Genomic DNA, 12,585 nt, shown 5'->3' on the forward strand with positions numbered 1-12,585 from the left:
CTCGCCGTGCCGGCGGCGGTCAGGGGGACGGCCGCTCCGGCGGCCAGGACCGATGCGGTGTGGAACAGTTCGCGTCTGTTGAGGGGCGGTGCCATGGGGGTGCCTCTCTTCCGCACAGGGTTCGCTCGTTCGTCATTTCGAACGAAGTTCGAGTGTCCGGTCAGACGCTAGGAGTCGGCTGACGGAAGGTCAATGGAGCGGCGGCAAGAAGGCCCTGCTCGCGCCGAGCGCGCAGGGCCTTCTCCCGCGAGCGGTCAACGCGCCACGAACTGCGTGAGGATCGCCTGCACTTCGTAGATGTCGACGCCCTTCGTGAAGGTCTTCTGGACCGGGGCCGGGTTGCCGGATATCCAGATCTTCAGCTCCGCGTCCAGGTCGAACGTGCCCGCCGTCTCGACCGCGAAGTGCGTGATGCTGCGGTACGGGATCGAGTGGTACTCGACCTTCTTGCCCGTGATCCCCTGCTTGTCGACCAGGATCAGCCGGCGGTCGGTGAACAGGATCGTGTCGCGGATCAGCAGGAACGCGGCCTGCACCCGCTCGCCCTGGCCCAGCAGCCGCGCGTAGTCCTGCTGCGCGCTCGCCGGGTCGACGGTGTGCGCGTTGCCGAACAGTGCCATGAGAGCCCCCCATTGCTGCGATTCGTACGATCGTCGCACTCTACGTCCTGGACATCCCGAGGAGGAGCGCGCCGGTGAACCGACCCCCGAGGCCCGAGCAGCAGATGTGGGACCCGGACGCGACGGAGGTGATCGCGCCGCTGGAGGCCACGCGCGCACTCCCGCACGTCGAAGCCGAAGCGCCGCCGCCCGGGGCGCGGGCGGAGCGCCGCAGAGCGCGGGGCGGGCCGCCGCGCGCGGCGCTCGTGGCGGCGGGCATCGTGGTGTGCGCCGCCGTCGGGCTCGGCATCGGCGCCCTGCTCGGCGCCGGCGACGGCGGTACGGCCGGTCCCGTCGCACAGGCGCGGCCCACCGCCGCCACCACGGCCACGACCGCCGCCGCCTCCGAGGCCGCCCCGACGCCGTCCTCCGCGCCCACGCCGAGCACCACGCCCACGCCCACGCCCGCCCCGCCTCCCGTCCCCACCGGCGCCTTCGTCCTCGTCGACCCCGCGACCGGCCGGGCCGCAGACGTCCAGGGCGTGTCCCTGGACGACGGCGCCCCCGTCATCGCCTGGCAGGCCAACGGCCAGCCCAACCAGCGGTGGCAGCTCACCGACCTCGGCGACGGCCACGTCCGGATCCAGGCGGCGCACTCCGGCCTCTGCCTCCAGGGCGCCGACCCGGTCGCCCCGGGCGCCGCCGTCGTGCAGCGCGCCTGCGCCGACGGCGCCGCGACGCAGAGCTGGCAGCCGCTCCCCCATCCGGCCGCGCCCGGCACCCAGGTGCTCGCGCTCAAGGGCACCGGCCTGGTCCTGGCCCCGGCGGGCCCGGACGCCGGGGCGCCGGTGCAGCTCCAGCAGCCGGATCCCGCCAATCCCCCGTCGTGGGCGCTCCAGCCGGTCGCGTAGTCATCCGGCGCGTGGTTCGCTCGATGACGTGGATGACGTGGATGACGCGGATGACCTGAACGGGACGGAAGCGCTGCCACCGCGCGTGGAGGTGGCCCTCGACCAGAGCCTCGGCGCGTACTGGAAGGCGCGCGAGCGCCAGCACCTGCGCGATGTGTACGCGGGCGTGCGGATCAAGAAGTTCCCCGAGGACCTGCGCCTCATGGAGCACCTGATGTGGCTCTCGCGCTGCCAGGCCGTCGTGGAGCTCGGTACGCACTTCGGCGGGTCCGCCCTCTGGTTCCGCGACCGGCTGCGGGCGCTCGCCGCGTACGGGAGGGTGCCCGGCGACGTACGGGTCGTCACCGTCGACCTGGTGCAGGACAAGGCGCGGGCGTCGCTGTCCGGGGCGGACCCGGCGTACGAACGGGACATCGCGCTCGTGGAGGGCGACATCACGGACCCCGCCACCGCCGAGCGGGTCCGGGACGCGCTGCCGCCGGGTGCGCGCTGCCTCGTCGTCGAGGACACGCTGCACACATACGCGACGACGACGGCGGCCCTGCGGCACTACGCGCCGATGGTGCCGGTCGGCGGGTTCTTCCTGGTCGAGGACGGCATCGTGGACGTACCCGAGCTGCGGCCGCCGGGCATGCCGGGCGGCGTCCAGCCCGCCGTACGGGACTGGCTCGCGTCACCCGCGGGGTCCGCGTTCCGCGGCCGCCGCGACCTCGAACGGTACGGCCTGACCTGCCACCCGGGCGGATGGCTGGAGCGGGTGCGGTAGCCGACCCGTCGCGCCGGACGCGCACCCCGTGATCGTACGTGCGCATACTTGCTCACACATGCGTGGTAGTTCTATAAACGAATCACCTTCGGTCACCGGGGCAGCGTCAGGCAGCACAGGTCAGCAGCAGGTCAGCAGCAGGGGAGTCGAGTCGCCGTGAGCCATGTCGACAGGGAGATCGCCGACCAGCCCGCCTGCTGGCGCCGGGCGCTGGAGCTGCGCCCGGCGGGACTGCCGGAGGAAGGGGAACGCGTCGCCGTCGTCGGCTGCGGCACGTCGTACTACATCGCGCAGGCGTACGCGGCGCTGCGCGAGGCGGCGGGGCTCGGCGAGACCGACGCGTTCGCCGCGTCCGAGTACCCGGCGGCCCGCCGCTACGACCGGGTCCTGGCCATCACCCGGTCCGGTACGACGACGGAGGTGCTGGCGGCGCTGGAGCGCACCGGCGGCATCCCGACCGTCGCCGTGACGGGCGCGCCCGACACCCCGGTACGGCGGGCGGCCGGCACGCTCGTCGACCTGTCCTTCGCGGACGAACGGTCCGTCGTCCAGACCCGGTTCGCCACCACCGCCCTCGTCCTGCTGCGCGCCGCACTGGGCCTGGCACCGGCCGACCTGCCCGCGCAGGCGGAGCGCGCCCTGAGCGAGCCGCTGCCCGAAGGGGCCTTCGACGCGGGCCAGTTCACGTTCCTCGGCACCGGCTGGACCGTCGGCCTGGCCCACGAGGCGGCCCTCAAGCTCCGTGAGACGTCCGGCGCGTGGGCCGAGTCGTACCCCGCCATGGAGTACCGGCACGGGCCCATCAGCGTGACCGGCCCGGACAGCGCCGTCTGGTTCTTCGGCGCCCCGCCGCCCGGCCTCCTCGACGAGATCCGCGCGACGGGCGCCCTGGCGGTGACGGACGCGTCGGTCGGGGCGGGCGTGCGGGAGCCGGTCGATCCGCTGGCCGGTCTGGTGCGGGCGCAGCGGCTGGCCGTCGCACTGGCCGAGCGGCGGGGGCTCGATCCGGACCGGCCGCGCCACCTGACCCGTTCGATCGTGCTGGTCGAGTCGTGACGCTCGTCGGCACGGGCGAGATCGTGCGCCCGGCGGCGCGGCCCGGGCACGGGGCCGAAGCCGGGGCGGCCGGGCGTCTCCCCGCCGTCGGGGTCGGGGTCGGGGCGTTCAACGTCGTCCAGCTTGAGCACGCCGAGGCCATCGTGACCGGCGCGGAGGCGGCGGGCGCGCCGGTGGTGCTCCAGATCAGCGAGAACACCGCCCGCTACCACGGCACGCTCGGCCCCGTCGCCGCCGCGACCCTCGCCGTCGCACGGGCGGCGCGCGTGCCGGTCGCCGTGCACCTGGACCACGCGACCTGCCCGGAACTGGTCCAGGAGGCCCTGGACCTGGGCTTCACGTCCGTGATGTTCGACGGGTCGGCGCTGCCGTACGAGGAGAACGTCGCCGCGACGGCGGCCGTCGGCGCCCGCTGCCACGCGGCGGGGGTGTGGGTGGAGGCGGAGCTGGGCGAGATCGGCGGCAAGGACGGGGTGCACGCCCCGGGCGCCCGTACGGATCCGGACGAGGCCGCCGCGTTCGTCGCCGCGACGGGCGTGGACGCGCTCGCGGTGGCCGTCGGCACCTCGCACGCCATGGCGACCCGGGACGCCCGGCTCGACTTCGCGCTGATCGGCGCGCTGCGTACGGCGGTCCCGGTGCCGCTGGTGCTGCACGGCTCGTCGGGGGTGCCGGACCCGGACCTGACCCGGGCCGTCGCGCACGGCATCACGAAGGTCAACATCGCCACGCAGCTCAACCGGGTCTTCACGGGCGCGGCCCGCGCCGTCCTGGACAGCGACCCGGCGCTGTCGGACCCGCGCCGCTACCTGGGCGCGGGCCGTACGGCGATGGCCCACGAGGTCACCCGGCTGCTCGGCGTCCTCGGGGCCGGCGCGGCGGTCAGCGCGGCGGCGGACGGTGCGGCCGCGGACGGCGCGGCGGCGGACGGTGCGGCCGCGGACGGCGCGGCAGCGGACGGTGCGGCCGCGGACGGTGCCTACTGGAGGGAGCCCACGGCGCCCGCGAGGCTCGCCAGCCCGCCCGCGTAGGTCGTGGCGCCCGACACGGCCGTACCGCCCATGGCGCTGCCGAGCCCGGAGGCTCCACCGAGCGCGGCGCCGCCGGCGTCGCCGAGCGGCAGCGGGGAGGCGTCGTCCGCCGCTTGAGCGGCGTGGGCGGCGTGGGCGGTGCCCAGGGCGAGAGCCGCGGCCGCGGCGGCGGTCAGGGCGGTGGCGGCGATACGGGGCATGGGGGGCATGGGGCCTCCAGAGGACGTCGTCGTCGAGCGGGGTTGATCCGACAACGACAACGCCGTACCCCACCGCCGGGGCACGGCGCACGAAAACGACCTACGAGGCGGGCTCCCTGCGCCGGCATTGTCCGGATCAGGTAGTGGGGGTCGCCCTCCAGTCGGTGTGACCCGACCTTCGAGCCTCTCAGCCCGACCGTCGACGTCGGCAACGGCACAAGCCCAACTGCTGCTTACTGCCGAGTCGGCTACTCCGGTCGAACTCCCTCGCTCGTCCCGTAGGTCTACTTATAGGATAACTCGGCACAAGAGGGACGAAACCCCTCGTCTCATGATTTTCTGAGAAGTTCCCCGTACTCGGCCGGCAGCCAGGTCCGCAGCTCGCGGCCCAGCTCCTGGTCCTCCTCCGCGAGCTCCGACAGCACGGTCCGGGCGAGCAGCCCGGCCCGTTCGGGGGTCGTGCTGAGGTTGCGGGCGATCTCGGGCAGCAGCTCGGCGTACGCGTCGCCCGCCGGCGGCACGATCGCGTACGCGGCGTCCTGCTCGGGCCCGGGCAGGGCCTCCCGCAGCCGCCGGCGCCGTGGCATGTCGAGCCGGTGCGCGACGGCCGCCACGGTGACCCTGACGGCGCGGAGCGCTTCATCGGTGCTCTTCAGACGGGCCTGGGAGGCGACGGCCTCGGCCAGGCGTTCATGAGTGATCATCGCGGCTCCCCTGAGATGAGGCGAGCCATGGGGGCTCGGCGGACGGGTGCCCCCGCGTCCGCGGGTGCATGCACCGGCGCCATGGGGGTACTGCGGGCGTCATGACCGGGATAGACCTCAAGAGTTCCGCGTTCAACGACCACGCGCCGATCGCGCGCCGGTACGCCCTGGAGGGCGAGGACGTCTCGCCTCCGCTGCGCTGGTCCGGTGTGCCGGACGACGCGTCCGAGCTGGTCCTCCTCTGCGAGGACCCCGACGCCCCGTCGGGCACCTTCGTCCACTGGGTCGTCGTGGGCATCGACCCGCACACCGACGGCACCGAGGCGGGCACGCTGCCGCAGGGCGCCACCGAACTCGTCAACGGGTTCGGGCGGCGCGGCTGGGACGGCCCGCACCCGCCGCCGGGCGACGGTCCGCACCGCTACTTCTTCCGTCTGTACGCGGTCGACGAGCCGTGCGTGCTGCCCGACGCCCCGACGGCGCAGCAGGTGCACGAGACCGTCGAGCAGCGGGAGGTGGCCAGCGGCACACTGGTGGGTGTCTACCAGCGGTGAGCGAGCCGCCGGTACGGCCACGCGGCGAGGCGGGGCACCGGGCCCTGCCGCACACCGCCGACGTACGGATCGAGGCCTGGGGCACGAGCCGCGAGCAGTGCCTCGGGGAAGCCGTGCTCGGGCTCGTGGAGTGCTTCGCCGACGTGTCGGACGCCCGCGCGACGGCGGTCCGGCGTGTGCGCGTGCCGGAGGAGAGCGACGACGATCTGCTCGCCGCGCTCCTGGAGGAGGTCGTGTACCGGCTCGACGTGCACGGCGAGGTGCCGGTGGACGTCGAGGTGGAGACGGCGGACGGCGACCTGGACGTACGGCTCGCGGTCGTCTCCGTGTCGGCGGTCCCGGTCACCGGCTCCGTACCGAAGGCGGTGTCGTGGAACGAACTGCACATGGCGAGGGACGCGTACGGCTGGTCGTGCGAGGCGACGGTGGACGTATGAGACGCATGAGATGAGGCACGGAGACGTCCGGGCGGTCCTGGGCGTCCGGGCGGTCCTGTGGGCCTACCCCTTCACCACCCCCAGCGGCACCAGCCGGGCCACCTTCCGGCAGAGCCCGGCGCCCTCGCTCGCGTCGACGACGGCGCCGACGTCCTTGTACGCCTCGGGGGTCTCCTCCGCGAGCCCGCGCATGGACAGCGGCCGTACGGCGACGCCCTCGGTCTCCAGGCGGGCCCGCAGCTCCTTGCCGCCGATGGTGCGGGCGGCCTGGTGGCGGCTCATCACGCGGCCGGCGCCGTGGCAGGTGGAGTGGAAGGCGTCGCCGCCCGGGACGCCGGTCAGGACGTACGAGGCGGTGCCCATGGTGCCGGGGATGAGGACGGGCTGCCCGGCGGCGCGCAGGTCGTCGGGGAGGTCCGGGTGGCCGGGCGGGAAGGCGCGGGTGGCGCCCTTGCGGTGGACGCACAGGCGGCGCGGCTCGCCGTCGACCGTGTGGGTCTCGATCTTGGCGAGGTTGTGGGACACGTCGTACACGAGCGTGAGGCGGACCCCGGCGGCCTGCCGGAAGACGCGGCGGGCGGCCTGCGAGAGCAACTGGCGGTTGGCGCGGCCGTAGTTGGCGGCGGCGGCCATGGCGCCGAGGTAGGCGCGGCCTTCAGGCGAGTCCACGGGGGTGCAGGCGAGCTGCCGGTCGGGAACGTCGATCCCGTACCGGTCCATGGCGCGGTCCATGAGCCGTACGTGGTCGGAGCAGATCTGGTGCCCGAGGCCCCGGGACCCGCAGTGGATCATGACGCACACCTGTCCGCGCGCGATCCCGAAGGCCCCGGCCACAGCCTCGTCGTACACCTCGACGACCTCCTGGACCTCCAGGAAGTGGTTGGCGGAGCCGAGGCTGCCGACCTGGCCGAGCCCGCGCTCACGGGCGCGCGCGCTGACCTGCTCGACGTCGGCGTCGGCGACGGCGCCCCGGTCCTCGCACCGCACCAGGTCCCACTCCTCGCCCTGCCCCTCCTCGACGGCGTACCGCGACCCGCCGCGCAGGATGCGCTCCAGCTGCCCGGGCCCGGGCAGCCGCCACACCCCGCCGGGCCCGGCACCGCGCGGGACCGCCCGCCCCAGCCCGTCCATGACGGACGGCAGCGCGGACCGCAGCGCCGCCCGGTCGCAGTCGGCGGCGAGCAGCCGGACGCCGCAGGAGATGTCGAACCCGACGCCACCAGGCGACACGACCCCGCCGCGCGCGACATCGGTGGCGGCGACCCCGCCGATCGGGAACCCGTACCCCCAGTGGATGTCGGGCATGGCGTACGAGGCGCCGACGATGCCCGGCAGCGTGGCGACGTTGACGACCTGCTGGAGCGACTGCTCCGCGTCCCGCAACAACTCCCGCGACGCGAACACCACACCCGGCACCCGCATCGCCCCCCGCGGCGCGATCCGAAACCGATACCGCCGCTCCTCCACCACATCCACCACAGCCACCCCGCCCCGGTACCCCGGCCCCGCCCTCTCACACCGCACCATCGGGGCCTTCGTACGGCCTTCAGCCGTTTCGGGCCTCTGCAGGCGCCGACGCGGGCGTCGCGGCCGTGGCGGGCGTGGCGGGTAGCCAGTGGTAGCGGCGTTCCGGGCGGCCCGCTGTGCCGTAGCGGAGGGTTACCTCCGCCTGGCCCGTCGAGACGAAGAACTCCAGGTAGCGGCGGGCGCTGACGCGGGAGAGGCCCGTCGCCTCGGCGCACTCCGATGCGGAGAGGCCGTCGGGGCGGGTGCGCAGGGTGGTGCCGACCAGGTCGGCGGTCTGCTCCGTGACGCCCTTGGGGAGGTGGGGCGCCTCGGCGGGGGGTGCCGGGGGCGCGGTCGGGGCGGCGAAGACGCGGTCGACGTCGGCCTGGGCCGGGGTCGCTATCGACGCCAGTTCGTGATGCCGGCGGGCGTACTGCTGGAGACGCTCCTGGAGGACAGAACCGTCGAACGGCTTGATGATGTAGTGCACCGCCCCGCCCCGCAGCGCGCCCCGCACGGTCGCGGCGTCCCGGGCCGCCGTCACCACCAGGACGTCGGCCTCGGACGCGCCCGCCGTACCGGCGCGCAGCTCGCGCAGCACGTCCAGGCCGCCGATGTCCGGCAGGTACATGTCCAGGAGGACCAGGTCGGGACGTAGGTCGCGCACCGCGCGCAGGGCCTCCGCGCCGCTGCGGGCCTCCCCGACGACGGTGAAGCCCGGGACCCGCTCCACGAGCCTGCGGTGCAGTCGGGCGACCATGAAGTCGTCGTCGACGACCAGGACTTTGATCATGGTGGGGTTCCCTTCCGCGCCCGTCCGAGCCCGCGCGGGGCCCCCTCGGTTCCGTTCGCGCAGTCTGCAACAGGGACCCCGGCCCGTCACCCGCTCCGGCGGAAGCGTTGCCGCACCGATGCCTGGCGGTGAACACAAGGACCAAAAGATTCGTCGCGACCAATAGCTGCACAACGCTCGGATGCCTTTCCGGCCCGGCTCCCGCGCTGTTTGCATAACGCCCCATCGACGCAGCACCCCCGAGAGCACAGCCGGAGGAAGCATGTCCCGCTCAGCCCCCCGAGCAGTCATGGCGGCCGTCGCCGCCGGTTCGGCCACTCTGCTGCTCGCCGCTTGCGGCGGACAGCAGGCCACCGGCGCAGGCAGCGGCAGCGACAGCGGCGACTGGAAGCCGTCCAAGCCCATCGAGTACGTCGCCCCCGCCGGCACCGGCGGCGGCTGGGACACCCTGGCCCGTACCAGCGCCCGCGTCCTCGACGAGGCGAACCTGATCGACAAGCCCCTGCGGGTCGTGAACAAGCCGGGCGGCGGCGGCGCCATCGGCTGGTCGTACATCTCCCAGCACCCCGGCGACCCGCACAAGCTGTTCGTGACCAGCCCGCCCATCCTGCTCGTGCCGCTCGCCGGCGAGTCGCAGCAGTCGTACGACGACTTCACGCCGATCGCCCGCCTCAACACCGAGCCCCTCGCGTACGTCGTGAAGGCGTCGTCGCCGTTCAAGACCTTCGGCGACCTGGCGGCCAAGCTCAAGGCCGACCCGAAGAGCGTCAGCATCGCCGGGGGCTCCGGGCCCGGCAGCCTCGACCACGTCGGCCTCGCGGGCGCCGTGAAGGCGGCGGGCGCCGACGCGTCCAAGGTCAAGTACGTGCCCTTCGACGGCGGCGGCGAGGCCCTGACCGCCCTGCTCGGCGGTCACGCCGAGGCCGCGGTGGCCGGCGCGTCCGAGGTGACCGGCCTGGTCAAGTCCGGCGACCTGCGGGTGCTGGCCGTCTCCACGAAGGAGCGGTCCGAGATCCTGCCGGACGCCCCGACCCTCACCGAGTCCGGCGTGAAGTACGTCTTCGACATCTGGCGCGGCGTGATGGGCCCCAAGGACCTCACCGAGCCGCAGATCGCGTACTACGAGAACGCGTACAAGAAGATGATCGAGTCCGACGCCTGGAAGGCGGAGAGCAAGAAGCTCGGCTGGACCAACTCCTACCTCGGCAGTGAGGAGTTCGACTCCTTCCTGCACCAGCAGAACAAGGAGCTGAGCAGCATCCTCTCCGACGTCGGCCTGAAGAAGTAGAAGAAGTAGCGGACGATGCATCACTTCCGTTTCTCGCAGCGCACGCTCGCGCTCGTCCTGGGCGCGTTCGCGGTGGCGTACACCGTGCTGGCGTACCGCATTCCCGATTTCACCGCCGTGGAGGTGCCCGTCCAGCCCGGCACCCTGCCCCGCGGGCTCGGGGTGGTCCTGATCGTGCTGTCGGTGGCGCTGTTCTTCCAGAAGCCGAAGGAGGAGCAGAACGCGAAGGACGCGCAGGACGCGCCCGCAGCCGCTCCTCGCAGCGCGAGCGGCCGGTTCCGGGACGCCCGGACCGACCCCGCCGTCCTGCTCCTCGCCATCTGCGGCTACGTGGCGCTCTTCGTACCGCTCGGCTTCGTGATCTCGACGACCCTCTTCGTCGTCGGCACCGCCTGGTACCTGGGCTTCGCCAAGCACTGGGTGAGCACGCTGGTGGGCCTGGGCGTGTCCCTGTCGCTCTACCTCGCCATGTCCGAGGGCCTCGACGTGGCCCTGCCGACCGGGCCGCTGCCCTTCTGACCTGGAGACGGACGGACCACCTGGCATGGACGCTCTCAACGGACTCATCGACGGCTTCGGGGTGGCCCTCACCCCGGCCAATCTCCTCTACGTGTTCCTCGGCGTGCTCATGGGCACCGTGATCGGCATGCTGCCGGGCCTCGGCCCGATCAGCGCGATCTCGCTCATGATCCCGATCGCCTTCACCATGGACCCCGTCTCGGCGATCATCATGCTCGCGGGGGTCTACTACGGCGCGATCTTCGGCGGCTCGACGTCGTCGATCCTGCTCAACGCACCCGGCGTGGCCGGAACGGTCGCCACCTCCTTCGACGGCTACCCCATGGCCAAGCAGGGCAAGGCGGGCAAGGCGCTGGCCATCGCCGCGATCGCCTCGTTCACGGGCGGCACGATCGGCGTGGTCGGACTGATGCTCGTCGCGCCGTCCCTGTCGGCGGTCGCCGTCAGCTTCGGCCCCGCCGAGTACTTCGCGCTCATGGTCCTCGGCCTCACGGCCGTCGTCTCCCTCTCCGGGAACAACCTCACCAAGGGCCTCATCTCCGGCACCGTCGGCGTGATGATCGCCCTCATCGGCATCGACTCGCAGACCTCCACGCAGCGCTTCACCTTCGGCACCATCGAGCTGTTCGAGGGCGTGGAGTTCCTGATCGTGGCCCTGGGCGTGTTCGCGCTCGCCGAGGTCTTCGTGATGCTGATGAACGGCGGCAAGGGCAGCGGCAAGGAAGGCACCATCACCACGCTGCGGCTGAACCGCCGTGAGCTGAAGGAGATCAGCGGCCCCACCGGGCGCGGCTCCCTCCTCGGCTTCTTCATCGGCGTGCTGCCGGGCGCGGGCGCCACGGTCGCGTCGTTCCTGTCGTACTCCTTCGAGAAGCGGCTCGCCAAGGACGGCGACAGCTTCGGCAAGGGCGCGCCCAAGGGCGTCGCGGCGCCCGAGTCGGCCAACAACGCGGCCGCCGTCGGGTCGTTCGTACCGCTGCTGACGCTGGGCGTGCCCGGGTCCGGTACGACGGCGGTGCTGCTGGGCGCGCTGCTGGTGCTGGGCGTGCAGCCCGGTCCGCTGATGATGACCGACAACCCGGACATGTTCTGGGGTGTCGTCGCCAGCATGTACATCGGCAACATCGTGCTGCTGATCCTCAACCTGCCGCTGATCCCGCTCTTCGCGAAGGTCCTGAAGACCCCGCAGAAGCTGCTGCTTCCGCTGGTCGTGGTGTTCTGCGTGGTGGGTGTGTACGGCCAGTCGTTCAGCGTCTTCGACCTGTGGCTGCTCGTCGGGTTCGGTGTGATCGGCTTCCTGATGCGGGCCAACGGCTTCCCGGCGGCGCCACTCATCCTGGGGCTCATCCTGGGCGGGCTGATGGAGAAGTCGATGCGGCAGGCGCTGCTGATCTCCTCCGGTGACTTCAGCACCTTCGTCACCAAGCCGATCTCGGCGGCCCTGCTGGCGCTGGCGGCGCTGTCGATGGTGGCACCGCTGTACGGGGCGTGGCGCCGGCGCCGACGGCAGGCGGCGGTCGCGGCGGCGGGCCCGGCGGCGGCCTCGGATGCCGAGAAGGTGGACGCCTGACTCGTCGTAGGGCTCGTACGGCTCGTACGGCTCGTACGGGATGAACCAGCGAGGGCGGCGGTGCCGAAGCCATGGCACCGCCGCCCTCGCGGCATGGTCTCCGGCTTCCAGGGGACCCGGACCAGGGGGATCCGCCCACAGCGAGGAGGCGCGGGAACGCGCGGTCGAGGCGCAGAGGGAGGCACACGCATATGTCGCCCCGCGGGCAGACGCAGACGGAGGTCACGTGGATCGGTGTCCGGCCCGCGGCGGAGGTCGAGGTCGTGTACCAGGCGCTCGACCAGGCGCTCGCCGACGGGTTCAGCGCGGGCGACGGCCGCACGGCGGCGCTGGCCGAGGGCGCGGCCGACGCGTACCGGTGGGCGCTGGCGCGCGACGCCCGGGGCCCGATCACGGGGGCGCGGGGGAACCGGCCCGTACCCACCCTGTGGACGCTGACCGCCGAGGCGGACGCGGCGGCCGTGCTGATCGACGACCCGGCGTGCCCGGCGGACGCCCGGGACTACGCGCTCGGCGTCCATGACGCCCTGGCGTGGCTCTGCGGCCACAGCGACCAGCAGCCTTGACGGCGGGCGCCGGACTGGGCCTGAGGGTGAGGCGCCGGGCCTGGGCCTGGGCCTGCGCTGGGCCTGATGCTGGCGCCGGGCCGGG

Annotated in this window: 15 protein-coding genes; 10 read left to right on the forward strand and 5 right to left on the reverse strand. The window is 73.3% G+C overall.

Annotation, left to right across the window (positions count from 1 at the left end; genetic code table 11):
• Window positions 1-254 precede the first annotated feature (254 nt).
• Window positions 255-620, reverse strand: a complete 366-nt coding sequence (locus HTZ82_RS18375) for a PH domain-containing protein (protein ID WP_175410499.1) — start codon at window positions 618-620, stop codon at window positions 255-257.
• A gap of 74 nt (window positions 621-694) precedes the next feature.
• On the opposite strand from HTZ82_RS18375, the gene HTZ82_RS18380 reads away from it, so the two are divergent.
• The 4 genes from HTZ82_RS18380 to HTZ82_RS18395 all read left to right on the forward strand — a co-directional run bounded on the left by HTZ82_RS18380 (window position 695) and on the right by HTZ82_RS18395 (window position 4,363).
• Window positions 695-1,510, forward strand: a complete 816-nt coding sequence (locus HTZ82_RS18380) for an RICIN domain-containing protein (protein ID WP_175410500.1) — start codon at window positions 695-697, stop codon at window positions 1,508-1,510.
• Window positions 1,511-1,538: 28 nt separating this feature from the next.
• Window positions 1,539-2,276 carry a CmcI family methyltransferase gene (locus HTZ82_RS18385; protein ID WP_175410501.1) on the forward strand — a complete coding sequence of 246 codons (738 nt, stop codon included), beginning with the start codon at window positions 1,539-1,541 and terminating at the stop codon, window positions 2,274-2,276.
• 156 nt (window positions 2,277-2,432) lie between these two features.
• Complete coding sequence (locus tag HTZ82_RS18390) at window positions 2,433-3,332, forward strand: SIS domain-containing protein (RefSeq protein ID WP_175410502.1); 900 nt, start codon at window positions 2,433-2,435, stop codon at window positions 3,330-3,332.
• Window positions 3,329-4,363, forward strand: coding sequence for a class II fructose-bisphosphate aldolase (locus HTZ82_RS18395; protein ID WP_175410503.1), 1,035 nt, complete (start codon window positions 3,329-3,331; stop codon window positions 4,361-4,363). The genes HTZ82_RS18390 and HTZ82_RS18395 overlap by 4 nt, the downstream gene beginning before the upstream one ends.
• Here the strand turns inward: HTZ82_RS18395 and HTZ82_RS18400 are convergent.
• Together HTZ82_RS18400 and HTZ82_RS18405 are read right to left on the reverse strand one after the other, a co-directional pair.
• Window positions 4,312-4,572: a hypothetical protein gene (locus tag HTZ82_RS18400; RefSeq protein WP_175410504.1), complete on the reverse strand. Its 261-nt coding sequence runs from the start codon at window positions 4,570-4,572 to the stop codon at window positions 4,312-4,314. The two genes, HTZ82_RS18395 and HTZ82_RS18400, sit on opposite strands and share 52 nt — an antisense overlap.
• Before the next feature lie 320 nt (window positions 4,573-4,892).
• Window positions 4,893-5,267 carry a DUF2267 domain-containing protein gene (locus HTZ82_RS18405; RefSeq protein ID WP_175410505.1) on the reverse strand — a complete coding sequence of 125 codons (375 nt, stop codon included), beginning with the start codon at window positions 5,265-5,267 and terminating at the stop codon, window positions 4,893-4,895.
• A gap of 101 nt (window positions 5,268-5,368) precedes the next feature.
• Here HTZ82_RS18405 and HTZ82_RS18410 point away from each other — a divergent pair, with 101 nt between their 5' ends.
• Both HTZ82_RS18410 and HTZ82_RS18415 read left to right on the forward strand, forming a co-directional pair.
• The gene (locus HTZ82_RS18410; RefSeq protein WP_175410506.1) at window positions 5,369-5,821 is read left to right on the forward strand and encodes a YbhB/YbcL family Raf kinase inhibitor-like protein; all 453 of its coding nucleotides are present in this window, start codon (window positions 5,369-5,371) and stop codon (window positions 5,819-5,821) included.
• On the forward strand, window positions 5,818-6,258 hold the full coding sequence (locus HTZ82_RS18415; RefSeq protein ID WP_175410507.1) for an archease: 441 nt from the start codon (window positions 5,818-5,820) through the stop codon (window positions 6,256-6,258). Before HTZ82_RS18410 ends, HTZ82_RS18415 begins: the two co-directional genes overlap by 4 nt.
• A gap of 63 nt (window positions 6,259-6,321) precedes the next feature.
• Here the strand turns inward: HTZ82_RS18415 and HTZ82_RS18420 are convergent, their stop codons facing one another.
• Together HTZ82_RS18420 and HTZ82_RS18425 are read right to left on the reverse strand one after the other, a co-directional pair.
• Window positions 6,322-7,680, reverse strand: coding sequence for an RtcB family protein (locus HTZ82_RS18420; protein WP_254711948.1), 1,359 nt, complete (start codon window positions 7,678-7,680; stop codon window positions 6,322-6,324).
• A gap of 124 nt (window positions 7,681-7,804) precedes the next feature.
• Window positions 7,805-8,557: a response regulator gene (locus tag HTZ82_RS18425; RefSeq protein ID WP_175410509.1), complete on the reverse strand. Its 753-nt coding sequence runs from the start codon at window positions 8,555-8,557 to the stop codon at window positions 7,805-7,807.
• Window positions 8,558-8,819: 262 nt separating this feature from the next.
• On the opposite strand from HTZ82_RS18425, the gene HTZ82_RS18430 reads away from it, so the two are divergent.
• From HTZ82_RS18430 to HTZ82_RS18445, 4 genes are all read left to right on the forward strand, one after another.
• A complete protein-coding gene (locus HTZ82_RS18430) occupies window positions 8,820-9,845 on the forward strand; it encodes a tripartite tricarboxylate transporter substrate binding protein (RefSeq protein ID WP_175410510.1) in 1,026 nt (341 codons plus the stop codon).
• Window positions 9,846-9,860: 15 nt separating this feature from the next.
• The gene (locus HTZ82_RS18435; RefSeq protein ID WP_175410511.1) at window positions 9,861-10,364 is read left to right on the forward strand and encodes a tripartite tricarboxylate transporter TctB family protein; all 504 of its coding nucleotides are present in this window, start codon (window positions 9,861-9,863) and stop codon (window positions 10,362-10,364) included.
• Window positions 10,365-10,389: 25 nt separating this feature from the next.
• The gene (locus HTZ82_RS18440; RefSeq protein WP_175410512.1) at window positions 10,390-11,934 is read left to right on the forward strand and encodes a tripartite tricarboxylate transporter permease; all 1,545 of its coding nucleotides are present in this window, start codon (window positions 10,390-10,392) and stop codon (window positions 11,932-11,934) included.
• Window positions 11,935-12,125: 191 nt separating this feature from the next.
• The gene (locus tag HTZ82_RS18445; protein ID WP_175410513.1) at window positions 12,126-12,500 is read left to right on the forward strand and encodes a hypothetical protein; all 375 of its coding nucleotides are present in this window, start codon (window positions 12,126-12,128) and stop codon (window positions 12,498-12,500) included.
• Window positions 12,501-12,585 lie beyond the last annotated feature (85 nt).

It is taken from the genome of Streptomyces sp. TRM64462, assembly GCF_013362995.1.
Classification (GTDB): domain Bacteria; phylum Actinomycetota; class Actinomycetes; order Streptomycetales; family Streptomycetaceae; genus Streptomyces.

Bases quoted from the DNA above. Each gene is read 5' to 3' on its own strand.
- HTZ82_RS18375 (WP_175410499.1), bottom strand. From the start codon at position 620: ATGGCACTGTTCGGCAACGCGCACACCGTCGACCCGGCGAGCGCGCAG.
- HTZ82_RS18400 (WP_175410504.1), bottom strand. From the start codon at position 4,572: ATGCCCCCCATGCCCCGTATCGCCGCCACCGCCCTGACCGCCGCCGCG.
- HTZ82_RS18405 (WP_175410505.1), bottom strand. From the start codon at position 5,267: ATGATCACTCATGAACGCCTGGCCGAGGCCGTCGCCTCCCAGGCCCGT.
- HTZ82_RS18410 (WP_175410506.1), top strand. From the start codon at position 5,369: ATGACCGGGATAGACCTCAAGAGTTCCGCGTTCAACGACCACGCGCCG.
- HTZ82_RS18420 (WP_254711948.1), bottom strand. From the start codon at position 7,680: ATGCGGGTGCCGGGTGTGGTGTTCGCGTCGCGGGAGTTGTTGCGGGAC.
- HTZ82_RS18425 (WP_175410509.1), bottom strand. From the start codon at position 8,557: ATGATCAAAGTCCTGGTCGTCGACGACGACTTCATGGTCGCCCGACTG.
- HTZ82_RS18430 (WP_175410510.1), top strand. From the start codon at position 8,820: ATGTCCCGCTCAGCCCCCCGAGCAGTCATGGCGGCCGTCGCCGCCGGT.
- HTZ82_RS18435 (WP_175410511.1), top strand. From the start codon at position 9,861: ATGCATCACTTCCGTTTCTCGCAGCGCACGCTCGCGCTCGTCCTGGGC.
- HTZ82_RS18440 (WP_175410512.1), top strand. From the start codon at position 10,390: ATGGACGCTCTCAACGGACTCATCGACGGCTTCGGGGTGGCCCTCACC.
- HTZ82_RS18445 (WP_175410513.1), top strand. From the start codon at position 12,126: ATGTCGCCCCGCGGGCAGACGCAGACGGAGGTCACGTGGATCGGTGTC.